The sequence below is a fragment of the Bacteroidota bacterium genome (assembly GCA_020161395.1).
Classification (GTDB): Bacteria; Bacteroidota; Ignavibacteria; order Ignavibacteriales; family Ignavibacteriaceae; genus UTCHB3.
The window spans coordinates 1-24816 of sequence record JAIUOE010000007.1 but is presented as its reverse complement, the minus strand read 5'-3'; the positions used below and the strand labels follow the sequence as shown (position 1 = coordinate 24816).

Genomic DNA, 24816 nt, shown 5'->3' with positions numbered 1-24816 from the left:
TCGCCTACGAGATTATTTTACCATTTGAGTCATAAACATAAAAGCCCTGACCCGTTTTTCTTCCAAGCTTCTGCTCGCGTACAAGTTTCCTGAGAATAGGGCATGCTCTATACCTTGGTTCTCCGAGAGTCTTCCAAAGTGTATCCATCCATGCAAGCACTTCATCCAACCCCATCATGTCTGCCATTTCAAGCGGACCATGCTGAAAATTGAACCCGATTTTCATTGCGGTGTCTATATCCTTTGCAGAAGCTATTCCCTCGAGAAGGATGTGCATCGCTTCATTCAAAAGAGGAACAATGGCTCTTGTGGTCACATATCCCGGATATTCATAAACTTCAATGGAAGTCTTGCCCAGCCGGTTGGCGAATTCCTTTATTATCTTCAAAGTTGACGCAGATGTGTGCAGACATTTAATAACCTCTACCAGGGGTCTCTTTGGCACAGGATTCAGGAAGTGCATCCCGATAACCTTGTCAGGTCGCCCTGTACATTCTGCGAGCTTCGTCAAACTTAAAGTGGAAGTGTTGGAAACAAAAATTGTCTCCTTCTTTGCAATCTTGTCGATATCCATGAAGATTTTTTTCTTCAGATCGAATTCTTCATCGACTGCTTCCACAATGAGGTCGCATCCTGCAACGAGTTTCATGTCGGTCACCCAGCTTATTCTGCTGGTGATTGCTTTTTTCTCGGATGCAGTCATCGCCCATCTTTTTATTTCATTATCGATGCTGTCAGACAAACTTGCTTTGGCATAATCAATCCTGTCAGTAGTCTTTTCCACGATAATGACTTCAATGCCGTTTGCAGCAATAGCCTGAGCAATGCCCTGGCCCATAACGCCGGCACCAATAATTCCAACACGGTTTATAGAATCAAAAGATTCCGACAAAACCGATCTTTTTAGTATTTCATCAATGTTTATATTGTCTTCCTGCATCTGTCCATTCCTTAGTAAAACAATTTGCACTTATTTACAAGCAATTATGATGCCAATCGTTTTTGGCGCATATTCACCGTTTTTTCAGTCTTTTAATAGTCTTTTTTCTCAAAAATAATAATTGTAGAACCGAAAACGGTAAAAATAAACAAAACAGTGCTAATAATCAGTTTTAACAGTTGACCTTCAGGAAGCGCCTGATCCGCCAGGAAGAAGGAACTTGAGAACTCCGTGCTTTTTGGCAATATCCAGTAGATTACATTAACCGTCTCCCTCAACCATACATTTGTGGAGGTCTGAACCATCTCATGGAATACGAACAGGATCGATGATACCACAACACTGTAAGCTATCGCTGTCAGTAATCCGGCTATCGGCGATCTAAAACTGAATGAAACAAAAAGGACAAAATGAAACATTATGATGAAACCGAGCAGGCTAAGGAAACCCCACACCAGCACTTCACCATAAAAGATTCCGAAAATAGCAGAGTGCGTGAGCCAGACTCCCATTATAAGCGCGAAAAGTACGGCAGCCTGAAACAGGATCCCGCTAATGAATGCGCCTGTCAATATTTGCCAGCGCTTTACCGGCAACGACAAAAAGAGATCGAACACGCCCCTTTTCAAAATTGAGTTTACAGATATGGCTACAGTAAACAAACCGATAAAGACCATCAATTGCACTGTGCTATTCAACAGGTTTATCAGCGTAAAATCGTAGCTTTGCTCTATTTTTGCTTTCGCTGTCCCGGGTTCAATGTTGCCGAAAACTGTATATGACACCAGTGCAGAGATGGCTATCATCACCAGTACACCGGCGACCGTCACCCAGATTGACTTGCTTCTCCAGATATGATCAAAAAAGAATGAAACCGATTGTGTTATGCCTTTCATTTGTTCCCCCTGTCGTCAGCGGTGATTGTATTAATAAACAGTTCTTCAAGATTCGAGCGCTTCAGGGAAATCTCTTCGATAAAAATATCGAGTATCCTGACTTTGTCAATTATTTTGTTGAGCTTCTCGAGGTCGGAACCATTATACCGGTAGATGTTATCCTCTTTTTTCTCAAGATAAATAATGCTGTTTTCCTCTTCCTGTCTGAGCGGTCGCGAAATCCTAAGTTCATAATTGGTGTTCTCGTGAGTAAGTTCATCAAGTGTACCGGATCTAAGGAGTTTTCCTTTATGCAGTATGGCAACTGAATCGGTTACCATCTCAACTTCTGAGAGAATATGACTGTTCAGGAAAATGGTCTTACCCTGACTTTTCAGGTCAAGCAGAAGAGAACGGATCTCTTTTCTTCCCACCGGATCTATACCGTCAGTAGGTTCATCAAGAATTATCAGATCAGGATCGTGAAGCAGGGCACGAGCAAGCCCGAGTCGCTGGTTTTGTCCTTTGGAGAAAGTTTTTGCCTTTCTGTTGGCAATCTTCGAAAGTCCCAGCCGTTCGAACAGTTCATCTGTCCTCTTTTTTACCAGTGACGACTCCATTTCATAAAACCTTGCGAATGCCTCCATCGATTGTTTCGCCGAGAAAACTTCGGGAAACTGTACATTCTCGGGAAGATATCCGATTCTTTGTTTCAAAAGATGATTATACTCATTTGAACCAAAAAGAGAGTAAGTGCCTGATGTAAGTTTGGTTACACCCAGCAGGATTTTTATGAATGTGGTTTTCCCTGCACCGTTCTGCCCAAGAAGTCCAAAAACCTGTCCAGGCATCACAGAAATGGAAAAATCTTCGAGTGCTCTCACCTTGAATTTTCCGGAATATATCTTTGTTAAATTACTGCTGCTGACAATTTCTGACATTCTTTAACCTTTTGTAAATGAATTGTGCAAATTGCAAAATATGTTGGTATTCGGGCGGGATTATTGTTTAAGTGGTAAATTTCTCTTTTGGCGGGAACTTAAGAACTACGGAAGATAGACATACAACTAATAATTCATAACTCACAACTCATAACTAAACTCTGTACTCCTCTTTCCTGTCTCTGGTCATGAGATCATGAATTGCCTGCGCAGGTTCTTTGTCTTCGAAGAGAATTTTGTAAACTTCAGTCGTTATCGGCACTTCAACACCATATTTTATGGCGAGCTGCATCGCGGAATTTGAGGTTTCCACTCCCTCGGCTACAGCTGTCATATGAGAGAGTACTTCACTCAATTTCATACCGCTACCGATTTTTTCACCCACATACCTGTTCCGGCTGTGACGGCTCATGCATGTTACTATCAGGTCACCCATGCCGGAAAGCCCTGAGAAAGTGTGCGGCTGGGCGCCCATTGCAAGACCCAGACGGGTAATTTCAGCGGTTCCTCTCGTCATGATTGCAGCTTTGGTGTTGTCGCCCATTCCCATCCCGTCAAGAATTCCGGCTCCGATTGCAATAACATTCTTGAATGCTCCACCTAACTCGACACCAACAACATCAGTGGATGAATAAACACGGAAATATCTGTTGATGAACGCATTCTGAATTATTTTTGATGTATCGTGATCTCTGCAGGCTGCGACAACCGTGGTTGGAATTTTTTTGCTGACTTCCTCGGCGTGGCTCGGACCGGAAAGCACACCTGTCTGATGATCAGAAAGCCCGGGAAATACATCCTTGTAGATCTGACTGACGGTGAGAAGATGTCCCTTTTCAATACCTTTTGAAACCGAGACAAATATTGTGTTTTTTACATTTTCGAACGGAATTTTTTGCAGGGAATTCCTGGTGAACTGGGTTGGAATTGCAGTAACGATTATTTCCTTGTTCCTGCTCGCTTCGAGAAGGTCTTTCGAGACTTTTAATGCAGGCGGAAACGGTATCCCGGGAAGGTATATGATATTTTCCCGCTTCTCCTCAAGGAGATTGGCGTAGGTTTCGTTATACTCCCAGAGAGTAACCTCGTGACCATTGTCGCTCAGTAAAATAGCCAGGGTGGTGCCCCAGGCACCTGCACCCAACACAGATATCTTCATAAAAATTACTTCTTTTTACCGAAGGATATCTTGTTCTCGCTCCCTGTTAAAAGCCTTTTAATATTTGAACGGTGAGTGTAAATCAACAATATTGAAACTCCAGCAACGAAGGGAAGCAGTGTCCCGTAGCCCTGAACTTCGGCATGAAAAATGTTCTGACGAATAAAAAGTGTCAGAGGCACAGCTATTGATGCCATAATGGAACCAAGCGAGACATACTTAAAAATGCCAACAAACAGTATGAATATGCCAAGAGCCACAAGCATGTCAATTGTGGTGATAGAAAGCATCATACCAAGGGCTGTAGCGATTCCTTTTCCACCCTTAAATGATGCGAACACGCTCCATATATGACCAATTATGGCAAATATTCCTGCCATAATTCTGATAATTGTGATATCTTCAAATGGTGTCCGGTTATTAAGTACAACAGGATTCAGATAGTAAAGCTGGGTGATAAACACCACGGCAACCACACCTTTTATGGCATCGAGTGCGATTACTGTAAGTCCGTATTTCGGACCAAGCGTTCTGAAGACATTCGTGCCACCTGTGTTACCACTGCCGTGTGACTTGATATCAACTCCCTTTCGCCTTGAAACTATTATTCCAAAGGGAATGGCTCCTACTAAATATGAGAGAACTAAAATTGCAGCTAAAGCTAACATCTCAATTTCCTGTAAACTAATGGTTACTTGTGTTTTGACTCGTCAAAAAAAACCGTGTGACGGACAGTATTGCAGCTATTCAAAAATTAAATTATTACACTTCGTTAAGATAAATAAAAACACTTACCAAACAATGAATCAAAAATCACAATAAATTTGTGTTTATTCGATTTTCACGGGTTTTTATTTATTTCACCACCAAATAAAATTAAATAATTCGTAATTTAAAGTAATAAATATTCGATTATATAATCCATGCCAAAAATTCTGAAACTATTATCGATTTTAATCATTCTGCTTCTATGTCATCCGGTTTTGGCACAGAAAATCGAGACATACTCATTTAGTTCGCTGAATACTGTGGACGGGCTCTCCCAGGGACGCGTTACCAGAATTATTCAGGATAAATCGAATTTCCTCTGGTTTGGTACTGCCGACGGGCTCAACAGGTACGATGGATACTCTTTCCTTGTTTTCAGACGCAAGAGTGACAACCCCAATTCGATATCCAACAATATCATAAACGACATAAAAGAATCGCACGACGGGAAACTTCTGATTGCAACAAACGACGGTCTGAATATTTTCGACCCCGTAACGCAGACTTTCTCACGAATTCCGATCTATAACTCCAACTCCCCCGATAAAGGGTTTAGATCTGTCACCAGCATTCTCGTCCCCCGGAATCAAAAAGATTTTTTCTATTATGCAACTAAAGCCGGTATGATCAAATACTACCCGGAGACCAAAACCAACAGCCTGGTTTTTGAACTTAAGGCAGACCTCTCTGTAAACGAAAGAAGTATCAGAACCCTGTTTGAATCAGTAAAAGGAGATATCTGGATTGGCACAGGCGGTGAAGGACTTTTCATCCACGAGCCGGTAAAAAACCTAACGAGAAACATATTCGTTTCATACAGTTCCGAAGACAACCGGAAAGTCTTGCCGGTCACATCGATTGCCGATGACGGAGAGGGACAAATCTTCATTGCCGACTTCTATTTCATTTACGCCTTTGATGAGAACGGCATGAAATTGAAGAATGTAAAAAACGATGAGGCAAGCACTATCCCGACAACCATAATCAAAGCGTCAAAAGGGGAAGTGTATATTGCATATCTTGGCAAGGGACTGATGAAATATTCATTTAAAAATGACTCGGGTATTTATTTAAGGGACGCAACCGCAACTGACACCCTCGATCAAAAATTCGATTTTATCTCTTTGTTTATCGACAGATCCAGCACTCTTTGGTGTGGATCGAACGGCTGGGGTATACAATCCATCAGCCCGCACAATAACCTCTTCAAAAGATTTACCAATTTCAGCCCAAGTCTGAAAAGCATCCGCTCCATGATTCAACTCAGGGACGGATCAGTAATCCTTTCCGGTTACCGGGGATTCAGTCGTGTGCGTTCCGACTATTCCATAGAGAACCTGAACAGCGGAATCATCGATAAAATTGTCGGTCTGACATTATCTGTCTATTCAATTGCCGAAGACAGGCAGGAACCAAACAATTTATTGTGGGTGGGAAGTGAAGGTGGTGGACTCTTCATTTACTCTCTCGAAACGAAAAAAATCAAATCTTTCAATGATCTCAACACAAAAGGTGATTTTTTACGGGGTGGATTTGTAAGCTCCCTCTTTTGGGGAAGTGACAGCCTGCTTTATATTGCCACTGAAAGAGGGCTCCATTCACTCGATACAAAAACAAATTTTCTTAAATATTTCCCTCCCGCAATCGGAACCGATTCTGTCGTTTCTTTCGGAGTCATTTACGATATCGATGAGCATTCAGGGTCAATGTATTTAAGTACCGAAAGAAACGGTATCGTGAAGTTCAATCCCCGTACGGGGGATTTTTCTTCCTTTTTATCTTCGGGAACCACCACAAGTTCTCTCCCGTCAAACGATATTAGAGCACTCCTCTTCAAGAATGATGATACCTGTTACATCGCAACCAATTCAGGATTTTGCATTTACGACACCAAAAGGAACAAACTTAAAACCTATACAATGTCTGACGGATTACCCAATGATCTCGTTTACTCGGTATTGGAAGACAATTCAGGGAAACTGTGGCTTTCCACCAATCTCGGAGTTTCAAGATTCGATCCCCACACCGGGAAGTTTTTTAACTATACTGAAAGTGAAGGGCTATCGGGAAATGAATTCAACTCCAAAGCATACCTGAAACTAAGAGACGGGAACATGATTTTTGGAGGTGTAAAGGGGTTCTCCATCTTTAATCCTGAAACAGTTGCCGGCGATTCACTCAACCCCAACCTCGCTGTTACAAGTATGAGCCTCTTCTCGAGAGAGATTCCCGTTGGTGAATATAACGACAGGATAATCCTCGATTCAGCTATCCATCTAAAAAAAGTGATTACTCTCGATTATGATGAAAACAGTCTTTCTCTCGAGTTTACCGCACTCAACTACAATGTAAGTTCCAGCACAAGATACTCATTTATTCTGGAGGGATTTGAGAAAGAGTGGTCTGCCCCTGCATCGTCGAGAAAGGCAATCTACACAAATCTAGATCACGGGTCATACAAATTTATGGTGGCTACGATAAACCGGGACGGTTCCAGATCCAAAAATGTTGCCGAACTGTATATCATCATAAATCCTCCTTTTTGGAAAACCTGGTGGTTCCGGGTCTCAGCTACCATACTGCTGTTTTCCTTGATTTATATTGGCTACAAAAGGAAAACGGAGGGAATCCGGAAACGAAATGAAGAGCTGGAACGAATCGTGGAGAGCCGCACGAAACAACTCGAGTTGAAAAAGGATGAACTTGAACGAAACAACCTGGAACTTCAAGAAACCAACGCTTCAAAAAACAGATTCTTCTCGATGTTCGCACACGATGTAAGAAGTCCGTTCACCGCCATTCTTGGCTACCTTCAGATTCTTAATGAGGATATTGATGATCTCAACAGGGAAGAAAGAAACTTCTATCTCTCAAGTCTTTATGCCGTCTCCAAAAGCCTCTTTGCTACAATTGATAATGTACTAAACTGGTTCAGGATTGAAATGGGCAGAGTAAACTACGACCCTGTTCCAACCGGATTGTTCCCCTCTGTTCGGGAAACCCAGGCAATACTTGAAGCAAACCTGAAGGCTAAAAAAATTGAGCTCATCGTGGAAATTCAGGAAGAGACAGAGGTCTTCGCAGATCGTGTAATGCTCCAGACAATCCTCCAAAACCTGCTCTCAAATGCCATTAAATTTTCAGAAGAAGAAGGAATGATCTCCATTTCCACTTCCGTTCACGAAAATCTCGCATCCATAACCATCAGCGATTCCGGGAAAGGAATGACCGGTGAGGAGACTGAAAAACTTTTCAAAAAAGAAGTGGTTTTCTCGAAGGACGGCACCAAAAACGAAAAGGGAACGGGACTTGGTTTGCTGATCTGTAAGGAATTTGTTGAAAGAGGTGGAGGTACAATCTCTGTTACGAGCAGACCCGGTGAGGGGACGAGTTTTACTTTTACAGTCCCTCTTGTTCAAAACGATTAACCGCAATCAACCGTTCGACCAGTTCACAATCTTCTTTTGTAGTCACCTTAAAGTTGTATGCAGAGCCGTCGGAAATCACTACCGGGAAACCCGCCCGCCTCATCAGTGATGACTCATCTGTACCATAAAAGTTTTCGGAATATGCCTCATCGAAGGCATGCATCAGCTCACCATACTTGAAAATCTGCGGAGTTTGCACGATCAGGATTTTACTCCTGTCGATATAGTCAAGTTGATTGTCATCAATAAATGCGATTGTATCTTTTGCACGAGTGCACACAAGAGCACTCCCCTTTTCAGAGGCTGTGAGTATCGCCTTGTTGAGCACTTCAACCGGTAAAAGAGCCCTTGCCGCATCGTGCACTGCGGCAAGGTCATCAAAAGACATTTTCGCCGCCTTTAGTGCGGCTCTTACAGAGTCCTGCCTTTCCTTCCCGCCCTGAACAACCGTTGAGATTTTTGAAATTCCATATTTCGTTTTGATCTCTTCAAGCTGTTCAAATCCGGATCCTGAAGTTGCAACCACAATTTCATCGACAAGTGCAGACCTCTGAAACACTTCAAGAGTGTAAGCTATTAGCTCTTTGCCGTTAAATCGAATAAATTGTTTCGGGATTTCACTCCCCGTTCTGGAACCGGACCCTGCTGCAGGAATTATGGCAACCGTTCTCATAAGATCATCATTGCATCGCCATAACTGAGAAACTTGTAATTTTCTTTTACTGCAACTTTATATGCCTTCATCACGAATTCAGTTTCAGCAAACGCTGACACCAGCATTATCAGGGTCGACTGAGGCATATGGAAATTTGTGATCATTTGTTTAACTATGCGGAAACCGTATGAAGGGTAGATAAACTTGTCAGTCCACCCCTTCTGTGCCCGTATGAATCCTTCAGCCGTGACACTCGACTCAAGTGCACGAACCGTACTGGTTCCGACAGCCGTGAGTTTACCACCTGCTTCAAGGGCTTTGTTTATCTGTTCGGCAACAGCAGTTGTTATCTCGTAGTATTCCGAATCCATCCTGTGTTTTGTCAGGTCTTCCACCTCCACCTGCCTGAAAGTACCCAAACCAATATGCAAAATGACAGGAACCACAATCACACCTTTTTTCTTTAACTCATCGATGAGTTCAGGGGTGAAATGAAGTCCGGCGGTTGGTGCAGCTACTGAACCATCCACTCTTGCATATACAGTCTGATAATACTCTTTATCCTGTGGTTCTGCATTTCTTTTAATGTACGGAGGAAGTGGCGTCAAACCGATATTTTCCACCGCTCTGTAGATATTCCCGACCTGGTTGAATTTAACTGTTCTTCCGCGGGAAGTGGTGTTATCAATAACTTCACACCAGAGATCGTCAGAAAAATAGATTTTGTTTCCGATTCTGACTTTTCTTGCGGGATCAACTATAACATCCCAGATGGCTTCCTTGGAGTTCAGCTCTCTTAAAAGGAAAACTTCAATTTTAGCCTGGGTTTTTTCTTTGTTCCCCAGGAGCCTTGCCTGGAAAACCTTTGATTCGTTAACCACAAGAATGTCACCCTTGTTCAGCAATGAGGTCACATCTTTGAATTGTTTATGCTCAATGCTCTTTGTCTCCCGGTTCAAAACCATCAGCCTGGCTTCATCCCTTTTCTGGTAAGGATATTTAGCTACCTGTCCTTTGGGGAGATTGTAATTGAAATCAGATAATTTCATCTAATGTTCACCTCGTGTCCTTTGTAATCAAAATATTCCCTGCCTGCGGCATTTCACAACCACAGGCGGAAATATTTGCAATGTAATCGTTATTTAATCGATTTCGATTTATTTAGCGCTTTTTTTAGCTTTTTTCTTTGCTTCTTTAGCAAGTTTTTCGCGAAGTGCTGCCTGTGCGGCTGCAAGTCTCGCTATCGGCACTCTGAAAGGTGAGCAACTTACATAGTCAAGTCCTGTTCTGTAACAGAATTCAACTGATGCAGGCTCGCCACCATGTTCGCCGCAGATACCAACTTTAAGTTTTGGTTTTACACTTCTGCCTCTCTGAACACCGATCTCCACGAGCTGACCAACACCTTCCTGATCAATGGTTTCAAAAGGATCTGATGGCAGAACTTCTTTTGCAACATAGTTTGGAAGGAATTTACCGGCATCATCTCTTGAGAGACCGAATGTTGTCTGTGTAAGATCGTTTGTACCAAAGCTGAAGAATTCGGCAACGGTAGCAATCTTGTCAGCAACGAGAGCGGCTCTTGGGAGCTCGATCATTGTTCCAACCATGTAGTCAACTCTAAGACCTTTTTCAGCGAATACTTCTTCAGCAACTCTTCTTACGATTCCTTCCTGAAGCTTTAATTCGTTTACATGACCTACGAGTGGAATCATGATCTCAGGGTGAACTTCATAACCCTCTTTTTTCACATCAACAGCAGCTTCGAGTATTGCACGGGCTTGCATTTCAGTGATTTCGGGGAATTCGATACCAAGGCGGCAGCCTCTGAATCCGAGCATCGGATTTTCTTCATGAAGGCTGGCGATCTTGTCTTTCACACTTTTAACGGGAACACCGATCTCAGCCGCGAGTTCTTTGATCTCCGATTCTTTCTTCGGAAGGAACTCGTGAAGTGGTGGATCAAGTGTTCTTACTGTAACAGGGAAGCCCTTCATTGCTTTGAAGATTCCAGCGAAATCCTCTCTCTGAAGCGGGAGAAGTTCTGCCAAAGCTGCTTTTCTTTCAGCTTCTGTATCAGCAAGAATCATTTTTCTCATCGACTTGATCTTGTTTTCACCGAAGAACATGTGCTCTGTACGGCAAAGTCCAATACCTTCTGCACCAAACTGAATGGCATTCGATGCCTGATCAGGCTGATCTGCATTGGTTCTGATGTTCATTTTTCTGAATTCATCCGACCATGTCATCAGTGTGTTGTAGATCTGATACATTGGTGAATCTTCAGGTTTTCTTGTCTTGTTGAGAAGAACTTCGATAACCTCTGAAGGTCTGGTCTGAATCTTGCCAACAATTACTTCACCGGTGGTACCATCGATTGAAATGTAGTCACCTTCTTTTACGAGGAATTCGGGTCTTCCTTCAACTTTCATCGTACCGGCATGGTAGTCAATGAGGAGTTTTCCACAACCTGCAACGCAAACTTTACCCATTTGACGGGCAACGAGAGCAGCGTGTGAGGTCATACCGCCACGGGCAGTAAGGATACCTTCTGCGGCATTCATACCTTTAATATCTTCAGGTGAAGTCTCAATTCTGACGAGAATAACAGGTTCGCCAGTTTTAGCCATTTCCTCGGCATCATGTGCAGAGAACGCAACTTTACCTGTTGCAGCACCGGGACCGGCATTCAAACCTTTTGCAAGAAGTTTGCCTTCTGCGATGGCTTTTCTCTTCTCATCGAGATCGAAAATTGGTCTTAAAAGCTGATTCAACTGATTTGGTTCAACTCTCATGAGAGCGGTTTTCTTGTCAATAAGTCCTTCGTTATACATTTCAACGGCGTTTCTTACTGCTGCAAGACCGGTTCTTTTACCCACACGGCACTGGAGCATCCAGAGTTTTCCCTGTTGAATTGTAAACTCGACATCAAGCATGTCCTTGTACTCTTTTTCGAGTTTGTGACGAATCTTGTCAAGCTGTTCGTACATTGTTGGAGCTTCTTCACGAAGTTTGCTGATAGGGTGCGGGGTTCTGATACCTGCAACCACATCTTCTCCCTGTGCATTGAAGAGATATTCACCATAGAAAACATTCTCGCCAGTAGCAGGGTCGCGGGTAAAAGCAACACCGGTACCTGAATCGTCACCCATGTTACCGAACACCATCGCCTGAACATTCACAGCAGTACCCCATTCTTCAGGAATGTTGTTAAGTTTTCTGTAAACAATGGCTCTTTCGTTCATCCATGAATTGAAAACGGCACCAACTGATCCCCAAAGCTGTTCTTCAGGATCGTCAGGGAAATCATTTCCGGTTTTTTCTTTAATTGCAGCTTTGAACTCTGCCACGAGTTCTTTCAGATCGTCAGCAGTAAGGTCCGTATCGAATTCAACGCCTTTTGCTTTTTTCTTTGCATCGATAATCACTTCAAACGGATCGTGATCTTTTTTATCTCTTGGTTTCAGGTCGAGAACCACATCACCGTACATCTGAACGAATCTTCTGTATGAATCGTAAACAAATCTGGGGTTGTTGGTAATCTTTACAAGTGCCTCTGCAGCTTTGTCATTGAGTCCAAGATTCAAAACCGTATCCATCATGCCGGGCATTGAAGCTCTGGCACCCGAACGGACCGAAAGAAGGAGCGGGTCTTTGGCATCGCCAAATTTCTTTCCCATTGCCTCTTCCATCTTCTTGATGGCTTCTTTTACCTGTTTTGCCAACTGTTTTGGATATTCTCTTCCATTGGCATAGTAGTATGTACATACTTCAGTGGTTATGGTGAAACCTGCAGGAACAGGCAATCCCATATTGATCATCTCGGCGAGGTTGGCACCTTTTCCGCCGAGGAGGTTTTTCATCTTTGCATCACCGTCGGCTTTTTTACCGCCGAAGAAATAGACATATTTTATGTCCTTCTTTGCCATTTTATTCTTCCTCCTGTTTTAGGATTTTTTTGGATTTGTCGCTTTAAGTCTGTTCAGTATGAACTGTTCAAATTTTTTCTCTTCATCGAGTCTCAAGCGAATCTTTAGATAATAGATGTCGATGTCGTCCAGCTCCCGCGAAAATTTCACGAGTTTTACGGCATCCTTCTGTGTTGTAATTACCGAGTAGGCATTCGTGGAATAAAAGAGCTTTCTCATCTTCTCCACTTCCTTACCGGAATACGATTTGTGATCGATGAATATCAGCCTGTTTCCTGTATCTATTTTCAACTGTTCGAGAGCAGAGAAAAAAGAGAATGGGTTGGCGATACCACTCACACACAAACTTTTTTGACCTGTAAAATCTTTATAATCATAATGTTTCCCTGTTTTCACATCCACGAAATAGAGTGGTTCATAATAAGCGTGGAATACCGGCTTGTGTGAAAAATGTTTTATCAGCTTTGAAGGGATATCTTTTTTTTCAGTGAACTTCCGGTTGATGATGACAGCATCAGACCTGTCGGCTCCGTTAAAGAATTCCCTCAAATTACCCGTCGGAAAAAGTGACCGTCTTAATGGATTCTCATCCACCAGAAACCTTTGGGCGATTATCAGCAGGTTCACATCACGATAAATCCACCTGTGCTGATACGCATCATCGAGGATTATCGTTTTCACCCCGGTTTCCTTAATCAGATTTGCCGCTGCCTCCACTCTTTTCTCACCCACTGCTGCCGGAACACCACACTCGACTGCTGTTTGATAAATTTCGTCACCGCTCTCTTCGGGAGTTCTTATTGCACCCGTGCTGTCAGCAACGAGCAGATAACCGCTGGTCTCCCTCCCATATCCGCGACTTACAACCCCCGGTTCGAGACCGCATTTCTTAAACAGATCTGCAAGATACATGACGAGGGGAGTCTTTCCTGATCCGCCTACTGTCAAATTACCGACTGAAACGACCGGTCTGCTTACCTTGTCACTCTTAAAAATCTTAAGATCGAAGAGTTTGTTGCGCAGCCACATGGCAACAGCATACAGCGGCACAACCGGCAACATAAAAACTCTTAAAATGTCTAAAGATTTCATCTGTTCTCTATTTACTCAATAACTCTGCTAAACGGGATTTGATACCCAAATTCTTTCATCGCTGCCGGTTCTATCTGAAAAACGGTTTGTCAGCTTCTTTTTGTACCCTGTGGAATTCCTTTTCTATATCCGGCAACATTGCCGACAACTCCTCTTTCTGAAGTGAGGGATCGAAGTACTGAGGATCGGAAAACACCACCTTTACAAAACTGAAAGGATGTGGAATCTCGAATCTGTCCCAGCTTTTCAACCGTGTTTTTCTTTTGTAACTGATTCCCATCAAAATGAGCGGGACGCCCGTTTTTTTTGCTGCCACTGCGGCACCGGCTTTCATTTCATGAGGGGGCCCCTTTGGACCGTCAGGTGTCATGCTCGCACACTTCCCTGAGTTTATCTCATCAACTATCCTGTTCAGGGCTTCACTTCCCCCTTTTGAACTGGAACCTCTCACAACACTGTACCCCCATTTCTCGAGAACTGACGCCAGTATGTCCCCATCCTTGCTTTGGCTTGTCAGACCTGCAAAACCTTTTTTCTTAAAATAATACCAGCCGAACAGCATTTTTCCATGCCAGAAGGCGACTACATATTTTTTCCCGTCCGCATCCAGTTGCTTCAGGGACTCGTAATTTTTGATCTTCTTTATGAGCGAGAAACAAACAAATGAGAGAAGAGGATTCAAGAGTACAAATCCTGCTTTCCTCAACCGTTCCTTGTTTTTCTCACTCAGTTTCATTCAAAATCATCCGGGCTGCCGTCACAGAAGCCTTGTGTCTTCCAAGATTTTCCTTAATCCGCGCAAATCCCCTGAGTTGTTTTTCGAGCAAATCGGGCGATTCAAGCACCTTTGAAACTTCGGAGGCTATTCTCTCTCCAGTCACTTCATCCTGAATCAGTTCGGGAGATATCGTTTCACCTGCGATAATGTTCACCATCCCCAGATTACCGATTTTGATCAGCCTTTTCCCTATTTGATAAGTCAAGGATGAAGTTTTATAGATGATCACCATTGGCATTCCGAGAAGCGCCGACTCCATGGTAGAAGTCCCCGATTTTACAATTCCAAACCTTGAATATTTCTTTATCTCAAACTCATATCCCTTGATAATGGTATAACCGGAACCGGGGGAAATCTCTCTTATCAAATCTTCACCTATGGTTCCGGCACATCCGACAACAATTTGAAATCCGAATTTCTCTGCAATCTTGAAAGCAGCTTCGAGTGCCGGTTTTAGCAAAAGCTCCACTTCATGTTTTCTGCTCCCGGGCAGCACTGCAAGTATCTCCTTTTTGCTGTCCAGTCCCCACTTTTCCCTGAAATCCTCTTCAGATATGAAACTGTATTCACTGATTCTCTCCGCCAGTGGATTCCCCACAAACTTTACATTCACCCCCTTCTCTCTGAAAAACTTTTCTTCAAAAGGGAAAACGGCAAGTACTGTATCAGTCCTTTCCTTCAATTTTTTCACCCGCTTCTGCCCCCAAGCCCAAATCTGCGGAGCTATGTAATATATTACCCTGATTCCAAGCTTCTTGAATTTCTTTGCGATATTAAGGTTGAAACCCGGATAATCTATCAGAACCACGGCATCGATATTTCTTGCTTTTGCCTCGCTCAACAACTTTTTCTGGACTCTCAGTATATATGGAATATGTTTTACCACTTCCCCGAACCCAAGAAATGCCATCTGATTTATATGAAAAAGCGTTTCGAAACCCTCGGCTTTCATTCTTTCCCCACCCACACCAAACAGCCCGATATCCGGTTCTGCCCTGCGAATTGCTTTTACAAGTGAAGCACCGTGAAGGTCTCCGCTCGCCTCACCTGCAATTATCAGAAAATTTCTGCCCATATCGCCCGGTCAGCCTTGCATGTAAAGTTTGCGTCTGTTCAATTCTGCCTGATGCCTTTTTTTAAGCCTTTTTTTGCCGAGCAGTTCCGAAATTCTTGTCTGCACATCCCTGAAATCTTTGAACGGGTAATAGGAAACCCGGTTTAACTCGCAATACTTCAACAGTGAATCCTTCGCAAAAATGTAGTCGCAGTGAAGTGCGGCACAGATATCCGAATTCCCGTTTCCGATGTATATAGAATATTCATGATCGGCGCTAAGGGAAACGACATGATTCCGTTTACAGTTCGCACATTTGATACAGTGTTCATCGGTATAAGGGAAATCCATTTTTACTTCTCCATCCGTAAAGACGAGATTGTTGGCGAAAAACGGAATTTCAAGCCCCTCTCTTTCCAGAATGGATTCGATGTAGAATCTGAATCCGTCACTAATTATATAGTGCTCAATGCTCTGCTGCCTCAGAAAAGAGATGAATTCAGGAAAATGATCATCCATCGCAAACGACGCTGTATATTCCCTGATTTTCTCCTCATCAGTTACAGTAAGGGTTTTCAGGAGCTCATCCCATGTCTCGGTTGCAGTATATTTCCCGTCTCTGAAACCGTAAATAATCTCGTAAGCCTTCTCTTTCTCCCCAAATTCAATAAAGATATTTGCTCCGACATCCTTTAACGAAATTGTTCCGTCGAAGTCGATGAACACCTTTACGAGGGAAGGATCAATCCGGTTTTCAATGGAATCACCGGCAATACCACCGGTCTCAAGCCTGTTTTTACTCCTGATGAGTTCCAAATCCATATCGGCTGACACCCTAAATAATCGCCATCTTTTTTACTTCAACATATGTGCCTGCAGTGAAACGGTAGAAGTAGATGCCGGGTTTAAGCCCTTCGGCTTTGAAGACATATGCACTCTTGCCTTCTTTCACTACTTTTATCGATTCCTCTTTCACAAGTTTAAAATTTGAATCAAAAAATTCGAATTTAACAACAGGGACACCAGTCACATTATAAGCAATGGTTGTCTCTCCCGAGAAAGGATTCGGAATGTTTTGTGAAACATAGATTTTTTGACTGGTTTTCCTTGTAAATTCACCTTCCACCATTTTTTGGGAGACGACTTTGTTATCTTTCGATATCTGTGTAATTCTATATACGAGTTTCCCTTCATTATCAGGAGCATCAAATGTATAGTAAGAGCCTTGTGCATTTGGATGTGCGACCACATTATCAATCTCTGTCCACGCAGTATCCTTCCCGCGAGGTTCCATTCTGTGAATGAAATAGCTGATTACATTTTTCTCGTTCGTCGCTGTCCAACTGATCTTTACTTCATCCTCATTATTTGAGAGCCATGCCTCCACGATTCCCTGAACCTTTGGTCTAACTCCCGCAAGTCTTTGCCCAAAAATGCCCTCGTCCTTTTTATTTTTCTCTTTGAAGATCAGGATGGCACCATCTTTCGAGTCGAAGAAAATATCCAGGTAACTCTTTTCAGGGCTTTGGGTTTTGGATACCGGCACACCCTCTTCATCCCACTCTTCCTTGCCTGCCGGACTTAGCTTTTGAGCATAAATCTCTGCTTTGCCACTCCTTCTGTCGAGCCAGGTTATATAAATTCCTCCAGACTTGTCAGAGTCGAGTGCCTGAGCAAACTGTCTCCCTTTTATACTCCCGATCGTAACGCCGTTGATACCCCAAACAGCAGTTCCCTTCCTGTCAAATTTTTGAAGGAAAATGTTTTCGTCACCGTTAAGTTCATTAATCCAGGATATTACTATTGTCGAGTCACCCCCCTCAACTGCAACGGGTGATGAATTAACCCCCTGATTTGAGACAGCCTGTCTTCCGCCTTTGCCCCATTTTGCATCACCTTTTGCATTAACAAGCAGATGAAAAATTTCTCTCGTTTTTCCTGCAGTTTCCCAAACGAGATAGTGATCGCCCGAGGAAAGGGTTACTATATCCATCGTCTTGAGTATACCCTCAACACTCGCAAGCACTGAAACATCACCCTGCATTTTCCCGGTGGAGTCGATTGTTGCAAATTTTATCAGAGAGCTTCCCCCCTGTGCATCAATCCAGCAGACCGAGGCTCCGCCATTTGAGCCGGTCAGAATTTTGAGGGATGATTTTTGATAGCTTCCCTTCTCAACTTTAATGCCGTCACCGTAGCTCAAATTCCCGTTTTTATCGACCCGCTGCACCATTACAGAATAACCCGAAGGATTGCTGCTCTTCTCGATCCATGCAATCTGTGTATTCATTCTCCTGTCGAGTGCCACGGAATATTCGGAAATGTTGCCGGCTGCTGCCGTGGTTATTTCCTTGCCGCTTCTGTCAGTCCACAAAAAATTTATCCGTGAATTAACCTGTTGCATGAGCAACGCAGTTTTCCCGGGCTCGGTTTCTTCAGACCATATTACGGAAATTCTGCCGGAAATCGACTGGGTAACTTTCGGAGATGTCTGCGAATTTATCACTCCTTCAGTCTCAACCCCGTTTGCAGTTCTCGCCACTTCTCCCCTTAAGTTGTAATGATTGAAGAGAATGCGTGATTTCCCGTTTGCAGGTTTGTCTTCCCAGACGAGAAAAAACCCTTCACTTCCGTTCTTTACAGGATAGATATTCTGTGGCGATACGGATGCAGTAACAATCTGTTTCGGCGAGTTGGGGTCGGGATTCCATTGTGCATCCGCTCTAAATCCTGAAAAGAGAATGCAGATTATAAAAATCGTTGTTAGTGGTCTCATAGTGAAATTTCTCCTACGCTACGATGTTGAAATCTTCGTTAAATCTGACGCTCACAAGTTTTGAGACGCCTTCTTCCTGCATGGTGACACCATACATCGTATCCGCAGCTTCCATTGTTCGTTTGTTGTGAGTAACCACTATAAATTGCGTGTTTTCGCTAAATTCTCTGATGATCTTCGTGAATCTGTCGATGTTCGCATCGTCAAGAGGAGCATCAATCTCATCAAGTATGCAGAATGGCGACGGTTTCACCAAGTAGATAGCAAAAAGAAGTGCAATTGCAGTAAGTGTTTTCTCACCACCTGAAAGCAGCTCTATGGATGTAGGTCTTTTCCCCCGGGGTTTGGCAATAATTTCTATTCTGGCTTCCAACGGGTCAACCCCCTCTTCGAGTCGAAGGTCGGCTTCATCTTCCTGCCTGAACAGACTTCTGAATATTTTCTGAAAATTTTCCCTGATTGCTTCGAATGTCTCAAAAAAGAGATTCTGGGCGGTTGTGTTTATTTCGTCTATTGTTTTGATCAGATCTTTTTCCGACTGTATAAGGTCGCTTCTTTGTCCGGCAAAAAAATCAAATCTCTTTTTCTCTTCATCATACTCCTCAAACGCGAGAAGGTTAACAGGACCGATTTGATGAAGCTGGTGTTCAATTTCCCTTACTTCGGCACGCCACCCGTCAAGCTGTTCGAGTTCCTCCTCTGTTGGCTCAACCGGACTGACCTCAAGTTCATATTTCTCGTTTATCCTTCTTTTGAGGTTTTTTATGTTGATAGTATATTCGTTATACTTGAGTTCCGATCGATGCAGATCTTCACTTATTTTATCACGATTTTTCCTGATGGAGGTTTTTTCCTTCTCAAGATTATCGAGTTCTTCCCGCTCCTGCAAATAAACGGTTTCTATCTCTTTCTCTTTCCCCCGAAGAATCTCCCTTGCCTGCTTAAGCTCCTCAAGATCAAATTCGCCGTCTTCAATTGTTCCCGTCAGAATCTCTATTTCCGTCCGGGCTGTTTCAATTTCCCTTCTTCTTCTCTCGATCGAGTTCTTCAATGAAATAAGCGACTGACTTACCCGTTCGATTGAGTTGACGAAGTTCTTCTTCTCCCCTTTTACTCTTTCGAGATCCAGTATTTTTTGATTGTACTCACGCGATGAAACATTGAATTCCTTCTCTGTTTCGAGCGTGACCGTTTCAAGTTCTCTCTGTTTTGCAGCAGTTTCTTCTTTGTGCTTGTCGTCCTCAGCGGTTTCAGTTCTTAGCCGGGATATCTCACTCTCAAGCTGTGACATCTGGTCATTGAGTGTGGTCGCCTCTGAATCAAGAAGTGATTTTTCTTCCGAAGCCTTTTTCACTTCAAACTCGAGCTGCGCAGCCTGTTTCTCCAACTGCATCAGGTCATTCTGATATATCCTTATCGCATCTCCCATATCTTTCAGATCGATAAGATGAAGATCATATTCCACTGAATATATCTTCTGCTTCAATGCTCCAAGCTGATCCTCGAGCGGTTTTATTCCCTTCCTCAGGTTCTCAAGCTGAGTCTTCTTTCCGAACAGAGTATCCTCATCCTTAAGGCGGGAACCCGCTTCCACTGACCCGTTGTCACCGACAATATCCCCGTCAGGTGTAATGAATCTGAAACCTGAATATCTGCCTGCGAGTCGAAGTGCAGCCGAAAGATTTTTTACAACCACAACATTTGCCAGCAGCAGTTCGAAAAATGGTTCGTATGCCACGGGCACATTCACCAGTCTGTGAGCAAAATCTACAAATCCCTCTTCATTTGCAAGCCGTTTTACTATTCTTTTGCTTGCAAACCTGGCAATTTTATCAACCAGTGATTTTGCTCTTTCAGTCGTATCCAGTTTTACGATGAAAGAGGCTTTTCCGCTGTTCGATGAAAGAAGAAGATTGATGCCTGCCTCAACCTCGGATACTTCGGAGACAATGAAACTGTTAAAGTTAGCTTTTAGAGCAGCCTCGACAGCAAACTTAAATTCATCAACGGGTTCTCCGAAATCAGATATCAATCTCTTTTCTTCACCCGACCATGACTTGTCTTCCATTAGCTTTTTTGAAGCCAGCGAAAAACCTTCGAGATTGTTAATCAGATCGTTGAGGAAGTCGATTCTGGTTTTCAAATCATTAATGGATGATTTTATTTCAAATTCCTCTTCCCTGAGATTGTCGAGTTCCTTCTCGAGAGCTTCTTTTTTCAGAGTGGTCTCATTAAAAACGGTTTCAGCATTCCTGAGATTATCGGAAGTCTCGGCAATTTCAGAATTAATCTCTGAAAGAAATGCCGAGTTTTTGGAAATCGATTCATTTAGAATGTTCAATCTACCGGCGTTCTTCTGAGATGTCTGTCCGGTTCTGATGAGCGATTTCTCGAGGTTGCTCAACTCGTTCTTCCGCTCTGCCGAGCCCTGTACCTTCGAAAGAACAGATGCAGAAAACAGCTTTATGCTTTCCCTTGCTTCCGAGAGTTTTCCCCTTTTCTCTTCCACTTCATTCTTAACCGCGGCAATCTCTGCAACCAGCTTCTCTTCTTCAAGATTCTTCTCATCCAGATCGAAGTTTAAATCCTCAAGGCTTCCCTCTGATTCCTCAATCTGATTTTCGAATTCGGTAATCTCCGACTCAAACCTTTTAATATTATTCTCGAGCGAACGGCGTGACTCCTGTGCCACTGAGATATTTCGCTCTGATTTGTAAATCAATTCGGTCTGAGCACTGATTTTTTTTCTTGTTTCTTTAAGCTCATTTTCGGTGATATAGGTTTTCTCACGAATTCCCGCAAAAATCTCGTCCAGCCTGCTGAGAGTTATCTCAATTTCATTTTTTTGAATTGTGGCGTCGAAATGCTGTTGCTGCCAAACCGCCTGTTCATTTAGCATCACGAAGAGGTCGCAGGCTGCCGATTTCATATCTATTTCTTTTAACCGGTTTGCGAGCTGCTGATATTTTTCAGCTTTCTTCGCCTGTCTCTCAAGTGAATTTACTTTTTTCTCGATTTCAGAAATAAGATCATTCGCTCTTGAGAGGTCTGATCTTACCTCTTCAAGCTTTTTTAAAGTAAGTTTTCTTCTGATTTTGTACTTGTTTACCCCGGCAGCCTCCTCAAACATAGTTCTTCGTTCATCAGCCTTGTTGCTGAGAATCGATTCAACCATCTTTAATTCGATGACTGAATAAGCATTTGCCCCCATGCCGGTATCCATGAAAAGACTGGTTATATCCTTCAAACGGGCGATGTTTTTATTTAAAAGATATTCACTCTCTCCCGAACGGAAAATTCTTCGTGTAATGATCACTTCTGTGTAATCGACAGGAAGAATCCCCTTGTCATTCTGAATTGTGAGAGCCACCTCCGACATTCCGAGCGGTTTTCGGGCAGAAGTGCCGTTGAAAATAACATTCTCCATCTTGTCGGAGCGGAGAACTGAGGATTTCTGTTCCCCAATGCACCAGCGTAAAGCATCGACTATATTAGTCTTCCCGCAACCGTTCGGTCCAACTATCGCCGTAATCCCCTTGTTAAAGTGGATTACAGTCTTTTGAGCGAACGATTTAAATCCTAATATCTCGAGCTTCGATAAGTACAATTTATTACCCGGCTTTGCTTTCCAGGTAAACCTGAATTATCTGCTCAACACTGAAATTGGTCATCTGATAATAGAACAACCACGAAGCGGTAACCACCAAGACCAGCAGAATCGAAAAAAAGTAAACTTTGAATGCCGGCACATCATAGACGACATACATCCCCTTGAGAAGACGATGCAGGTTCCAGACAAAAAATATTCCTAAAATCACATAAATAATCTCATTCGCAACACCGGAATTCAAAATACGGTACAGAAGTATCGCTCCGGGAAGTGCCACTATATATGGAAGTGAAGCCCACATTACCACAAGATAACTTTTCACAATGGTCACCCTGTTCACAACGAACAGCGAACCAAATTTCACAAGCAGTGTGGAAAAAAGTGCGAGCAAAAAGTTGACGGCAGTCAGGATAAACAGGGATTCGACCGGATTCCAGCTCAGATAACTGACAAACGAAAGTAGATTTTCGAATCCAAAACTTAAAAGAATCCTTTCAAGGAAGGGATCATATCTCCAGTAAAAAAGGAGACTCGAAGTCAGAAGTGCCATTACGGCGCAAATCAGGAGTCCGACATATGTGGTCAAAAACGGAGACAACTGGTTGTAGTCTCTCACATCCTGATAGAAGTTGTAGGGCCTCAGCATGGCGCGAAGTGCATCTTCTTTAAATTTCTTTCCGGTATTAAGAAGCATCGCAGAAAGAAGCGCAAGTCCCAATCCAAAAAGTATAAAAATCATCGGTGCGTCATCGCCATCAAAGCCGAGAGAAATGGTAACCCGTTCCCTGCCGTTTAACAGGGCATCCACCACTTTATATGACAACCTGCCCGCCCGTCTGTCTTCGGGTAATAAACCGAGATAGACAAGTTTCTCACTTTGGGCTCCCGAAACTATCGACTGATAGTTGCTCTTGTAGTCGAACATTGTTGTAAAGAAGAAAGAAAATCCGGGATTGTCTCCGGCGTACATCAAAAGATCTTCAAAGAATTTTGCCTGAGCCTCTGCTGAATGCTTCCCTCCCGTCTTCCCTTTTTCAGGATCGATAATGTAGCCGGCGCCAGCAATCATCACCCTTCCGGTCCCAATCTTTTTTGCAGCCTGCTGGTATACTCTGACCACCTCTTCCGACGATCTGTTTACAAACTCAAGGCCATAGGCATCTATTCCTTCGATTGGTTCCACCGGCATCTTGGCAAATGAAGCGTATACCATCTTGCTCGTAGTTTTTTTCACCTCAGCAGCTAGTTTTTTCAGTAGATCAATAGAATTTTTGGTATTCCCAAGGTACCCGGTGCCAAGACCGAAAGCAGCCACGGTTGAAAAATTCTTGTACCCTTTCAAGTAAAGCTTCGAGAAACTTATCAGATTCTCGGTAAGGAGAGGATCATCGGCGAAAGAGGCAGGAAGATTCGCTATGGGTGTCTCAACAAATGCGAGAAGCCCCTCTTTTGCACACAAGTGAAGCAGAAAGGGATGGGGTATGCTTCTTTCAAAACGGACTGCATTAAATCCGGCAGCTTTGATTATGCGGATATCCCGGGTCATCTCTTCATAAGTAAGCATTCCACCGGTTTTTGAAAGAGAAGGAACATATGTTACACCGCGAAGAGAAAACTTGTTGTTGTTTAAATTGAATGTGTTGTCTCCACTTTTAAACAGGAAGAAGCCGACGGGAATTACCGCCTCATCAACCAGAACTGAACCGGAATGAAGTGAAAAAGTAACATCATACAGATCGGGTGACTGCGGCGTCCACAAGTTAGGGTCGTTAAGCACCATATTGAGCACCGACTCCCTGTCCTTGCCCGCAGCAATCGTAAATTTTTCAACCGACGAGGCAGCCTTTTCACCATCACTCTCCCTTTTTCTGATGGTAACAGTAAGATCGAACTTGTTTCCGAGACTGTCGTTTATCACTTTTCCGTAGTTCCGGTTGCTTATCGAAGCGGAAAGATTTAGCTCGACACGGTTGCCGTTTGGTGATACTTTATAATTCACTGAATAATCACCAATGAAGATGTTTGGCAGCTCCTGAATGAAAACCTCCCGGAATATCCCTTTGTTGTTGTAAGGATAAAGGAAGCTCATTTTGAATGGAAATGTCTCCTTTTTATCAAGGTTTCCATCCACTTTAACGGAGATTACATTGTTTCCGTCTTTCTTTAAAATATCTCTCGGCAGAAGGAATGAGAAAGGAAATGTTCCGCCAAGGTGACGGTAAATCATTCTTCCGTTTAACGAAATCTCTGCTTTGTTGGATACGCCAAGAAATGTAAGTTTGTAGTTTTTGTCGCCTCCCGGTGTAAATGGAAGCGTTCTCTCAAAAACGAGTTCAGATTCAGATTCAAATGAAGAAGGTATGTCAACCTGACTGGTGGAACCCGAAGGCTCATCAGCAAAGCGTACACTCCACTTCCCTGTAAGGGGAATTATCCTGCGGGTTTGTGACTGCTCAAGGTAATCAAGGTCACCATCGCGGTATGCACCTCCGCCCGCAGATGTAAAATTAGCCTGACCATTCACTCCCCACGATAAAACCAAAAATGTCAGTGAGATTATAGATAACAATCTTCTCAAAGCTATACATCCCAATATCAAAAAATAAAAAAATTAAGACTCGAAATATACTGTTATCACAGGGGGGAAAGCAAGGTAGTAATTAGCTGTGGCATCAATTATTAATTATGAGAAGGTATGTTTAAAAAGTTAATTTAAAATAATAAGGGGCATCCTCGCTGCATATTACTAAAATTCAGTAATTTGTGTATCATTAAACAACCAACACAAACAGTCAAAAGGATGCCCAAAAT

The 24816-nt window shown here is 43.1% G+C and carries 16 protein-coding genes; 1 reads left to right on the top strand and 15 read right to left on the bottom strand.

Translation table 11 applies throughout. From position 1 onward, the window contains the following. Positions 1-4: 4 nt before the first annotated feature. The 5 genes from LCH52_11835 to plsY all read right to left on the bottom strand — a co-directional run bounded on the left by LCH52_11835 (position 5) and on the right by plsY (position 4583). Positions 5-940 (bottom strand): NAD(P)-binding domain-containing protein, encoded by a 936-nt coding sequence (locus LCH52_11835; GenBank protein ID MCA0389173.1) that lies wholly within the window; start codon positions 938-940, stop codon positions 5-7. 92 nt (positions 941-1032) lie between these two features. Beyond that, positions 1033-1836: an ABC transporter permease gene (locus LCH52_11830; protein MCA0389172.1), complete on the bottom strand. Its 804-nt coding sequence runs from the start codon at positions 1834-1836 to the stop codon at positions 1033-1035. After that, positions 1833-2756 carry an ABC transporter ATP-binding protein gene (locus LCH52_11825; GenBank protein MCA0389171.1) on the bottom strand — a complete coding sequence of 308 codons (924 nt, stop codon included), beginning with the start codon at positions 2754-2756 and terminating at the stop codon, positions 1833-1835. Before LCH52_11825 ends, LCH52_11830 begins: the two co-directional genes overlap by 4 nt. Positions 2757-2910: 154 nt before the next feature. Then, positions 2911-3915 (bottom strand): NAD(P)H-dependent glycerol-3-phosphate dehydrogenase, encoded by a 1005-nt coding sequence (locus LCH52_11820; GenBank protein ID MCA0389170.1) that lies wholly within the window; start codon positions 3913-3915, stop codon positions 2911-2913. Positions 3916-3920: 5 nt separating this feature from the next. Further along, entirely contained in the window at positions 3921-4583 is a 663-nt protein-coding gene (gene plsY / locus LCH52_11815; GenBank protein ID MCA0389169.1) for a glycerol-3-phosphate 1-O-acyltransferase PlsY, read from the bottom strand. Positions 4584-4898: 315 nt separating this feature from the next. On the opposite strand from plsY, the gene LCH52_11810 reads away from it, so the two are divergent. After that, positions 4899-8111: a hypothetical protein gene (locus LCH52_11810; GenBank protein ID MCA0389168.1), complete on the top strand. Its 3213-nt coding sequence runs from the start codon at positions 4899-4901 to the stop codon at positions 8109-8111. Here the strand turns inward: LCH52_11810 and ispD are convergent. From ispD to LCH52_11760, 10 genes are all read right to left on the bottom strand, one after another. After that, complete coding sequence (gene ispD, locus LCH52_11805) at positions 8083-8784, bottom strand: 2-C-methyl-D-erythritol 4-phosphate cytidylyltransferase (GenBank protein MCA0389167.1); 702 nt, start codon at positions 8782-8784, stop codon at positions 8083-8085. The genes LCH52_11810 and ispD overlap by 29 nt on opposite strands. Then, complete coding sequence (gene queA / locus LCH52_11800; protein MCA0389166.1) at positions 8781-9815, bottom strand: tRNA preQ1(34) S-adenosylmethionine ribosyltransferase-isomerase QueA; 1035 nt, start codon at positions 9813-9815, stop codon at positions 8781-8783. The genes ispD and queA overlap by 4 nt, the downstream gene beginning before the upstream one ends. Positions 9816-9923: 108 nt before the next feature. Continuing rightward, positions 9924-12695 (bottom strand): pyruvate, phosphate dikinase, encoded by a 2772-nt coding sequence (gene ppdK, locus LCH52_11795; GenBank protein MCA0389165.1) that lies wholly within the window; start codon positions 12693-12695, stop codon positions 9924-9926. Between the two features lie 18 nt (positions 12696-12713). Beyond that, a complete protein-coding gene (gene lpxK / locus LCH52_11790; GenBank protein MCA0389164.1) occupies positions 12714-13787 on the bottom strand; it encodes a tetraacyldisaccharide 4'-kinase in 1074 nt (357 codons plus the stop codon). A gap of 70 nt (positions 13788-13857) precedes the next feature. Then, positions 13858-14523, bottom strand: a complete 666-nt coding sequence (locus LCH52_11785; protein MCA0389163.1) for a lysophospholipid acyltransferase family protein — start codon at positions 14521-14523, stop codon at positions 13858-13860. Beyond that, positions 14510-15640, bottom strand: coding sequence for a lipid-A-disaccharide synthase (lpxB, locus tag LCH52_11780; GenBank protein ID MCA0389162.1), 1131 nt, complete (start codon positions 15638-15640; stop codon positions 14510-14512). The genes LCH52_11785 and lpxB overlap by 14 nt, the downstream gene beginning before the upstream one ends. 9 nt (positions 15641-15649) lie before the next feature. Beyond that, positions 15650-16441 carry an MtnX-like HAD-IB family phosphatase gene (locus LCH52_11775; GenBank protein ID MCA0389161.1) on the bottom strand — a complete coding sequence of 264 codons (792 nt, stop codon included), beginning with the start codon at positions 16439-16441 and terminating at the stop codon, positions 15650-15652. Between the two features lie 13 nt (positions 16442-16454). Then, on the bottom strand, positions 16455-18395 hold the full coding sequence (locus LCH52_11770; protein ID MCA0389160.1) for a hypothetical protein: 1941 nt from the start codon (positions 18393-18395) through the stop codon (positions 16455-16457). Positions 18396-18408: 13 nt separating this feature from the next. Next, positions 18409-22002 (bottom strand): chromosome segregation protein SMC, encoded by a 3594-nt coding sequence (smc, locus tag LCH52_11765; protein ID MCA0389159.1) that lies wholly within the window; start codon positions 22000-22002, stop codon positions 18409-18411. A 4-nt stretch (positions 22003-22006) separates the two neighbouring features. After that, the gene (locus LCH52_11760) at positions 22007-24583 is read right to left on the bottom strand and encodes a hypothetical protein (GenBank protein ID MCA0389158.1); all 2577 of its coding nucleotides are present in this window, start codon (positions 24581-24583) and stop codon (positions 22007-22009) included. Between the last annotated feature and the right edge of the window lie 233 nt (positions 24584-24816).

Coding starts and splice junctions, on each gene's coding strand:
- LCH52_11835 (MCA0389173.1), bottom strand. CDS start 940: ATGCAGGAAGACAATATAAACATTGATGAAATACTAAAAAGATCGGTT.
- LCH52_11830 (MCA0389172.1), bottom strand. CDS start 1,836: ATGAAAGGCATAACACAATCGGTTTCATTCTTTTTTGATCATATCTGG.
- LCH52_11825 (MCA0389171.1), bottom strand. CDS start 2,756: ATGTCAGAAATTGTCAGCAGCAGTAATTTAACAAAGATATATTCCGGA.
- LCH52_11820 (MCA0389170.1), bottom strand. CDS start 3,915: ATGAAGATATCTGTGTTGGGTGCAGGTGCCTGGGGCACCACCCTGGCT.
- plsY (MCA0389169.1), bottom strand. CDS start 4,583: ATGTTAGCTTTAGCTGCAATTTTAGTTCTCTCATATTTAGTAGGAGCC.
- ispD (MCA0389167.1), bottom strand. CDS start 8,784: ATGAGAACGGTTGCCATAATTCCTGCAGCAGGGTCCGGTTCCAGAACG.
- queA (MCA0389166.1), bottom strand. CDS start 9,815: ATGAAATTATCTGATTTCAATTACAATCTCCCCAAAGGACAGGTAGCT.
- ppdK (MCA0389165.1), bottom strand. CDS start 12,695: ATGGCAAAGAAGGACATAAAATATGTCTATTTCTTCGGCGGTAAAAAA.
- lpxK (MCA0389164.1), bottom strand. CDS start 13,787: ATGAAATCTTTAGACATTTTAAGAGTTTTTATGTTGCCGGTTGTGCCG.
- LCH52_11785 (MCA0389163.1), bottom strand. CDS start 14,523: ATGAAACTGAGTGAGAAAAACAAGGAACGGTTGAGGAAAGCAGGATTT.
- lpxB (MCA0389162.1), bottom strand. CDS start 15,640: ATGGGCAGAAATTTTCTGATAATTGCAGGTGAGGCGAGCGGAGACCTT.
- LCH52_11775 (MCA0389161.1), bottom strand. CDS start 16,441: ATGGATTTGGAACTCATCAGGAGTAAAAACAGGCTTGAGACCGGTGGT.
- LCH52_11770 (MCA0389160.1), bottom strand. CDS start 18,395: ATGAGACCACTAACAACGATTTTTATAATCTGCATTCTCTTTTCAGGA.